The sequence below is a fragment of the Actinomycetospora sp. C-140 genome, from assembly GCF_054796175.1.
Window position 1 is genome coordinate 1 of record NZ_JBTWNF010000047.1, and the last position, 789, is coordinate 789.

1 protein-coding gene is annotated in these 789 nt (G+C 76.3%); it reads right to left on the minus strand.

Annotated elements, in window-relative coordinates:
* Positions 1-661: DUF222 domain-containing protein (locus ACR9E3_RS32465; RefSeq protein ID WP_460385205.1), on the minus strand; the 661-nt coding region annotated here is incomplete at its 3' end.
* Positions 662-789 lie beyond the last annotated feature (128 nt).

Below are 789 nucleotides of genomic sequence, written 5' to 3' on the forward strand. Positions count from 1 at the left end.
GTTCGAGGGGGCGGTCGTCGTCGGGGCCGGCGGGGGCGGCGGCGGTGTCGAACCCGGCTGTGAGCATGGCCGCGTCGGTGGGGTCGTGGATCGCGCCGCGTAGCAGCAGGGTGCCGTCGCGGCGGTGGGTGAGCCGCAGTTCGTCGCGGTGGTCCTCGAGGTCGTCGGGGGCGGTGCCGTCGGGGTCGAGGCGGGCGAGCAGTGCGGCGGCGGCGCGTTCGAGCCCGGCCGGGCCCAGCCGGGTGGCTTCGCCGGCGAGGTAGGCCTCGGCGGCAGCGACGTCGGGGGCCACGGTGTCGACGCGTTCGAGGCGGCGCAGGGTGCGCCGGATGATCGCGACCTGGGCCGCGGTGATGTCCCCGCCCGCGGCGCCGGCGGCGGTGGCGGGGTAGCGCGGGGGCAGCGGCTGGCCGAGCAGCGAGGTCCGCGGGGTCAGGTCGTGGGTCTCGGCGACCAGCCGGGTCGCCTCGGTGCGGGTGACCCGCAGCAGCTCGGCGACCAGCCCGGTCAGCGACCGGTGCCCGGTCGCGGCCACCACCCCCAACCGCTCCAGCTCGGCGAGCTGCTCGAGGCGTGCGAACCAGCCCTGCCGGCGGGCGCGTTCGGCGACCTGGAGGTGTGCGAGCGCGGCCCGTGCCGGCTCCCCCAGGGTGTCGCTCATGTGTTCGAGTGTACCCGACACCGGCGACAGACGCGACGTCCACCGACAACGGAGGTGGTCCGCGACATCCGTCCCTCCGGCAAGAACCGGCCCGGGTGTCCCGGTGATCGTGGTGGGTTTCCTGACGT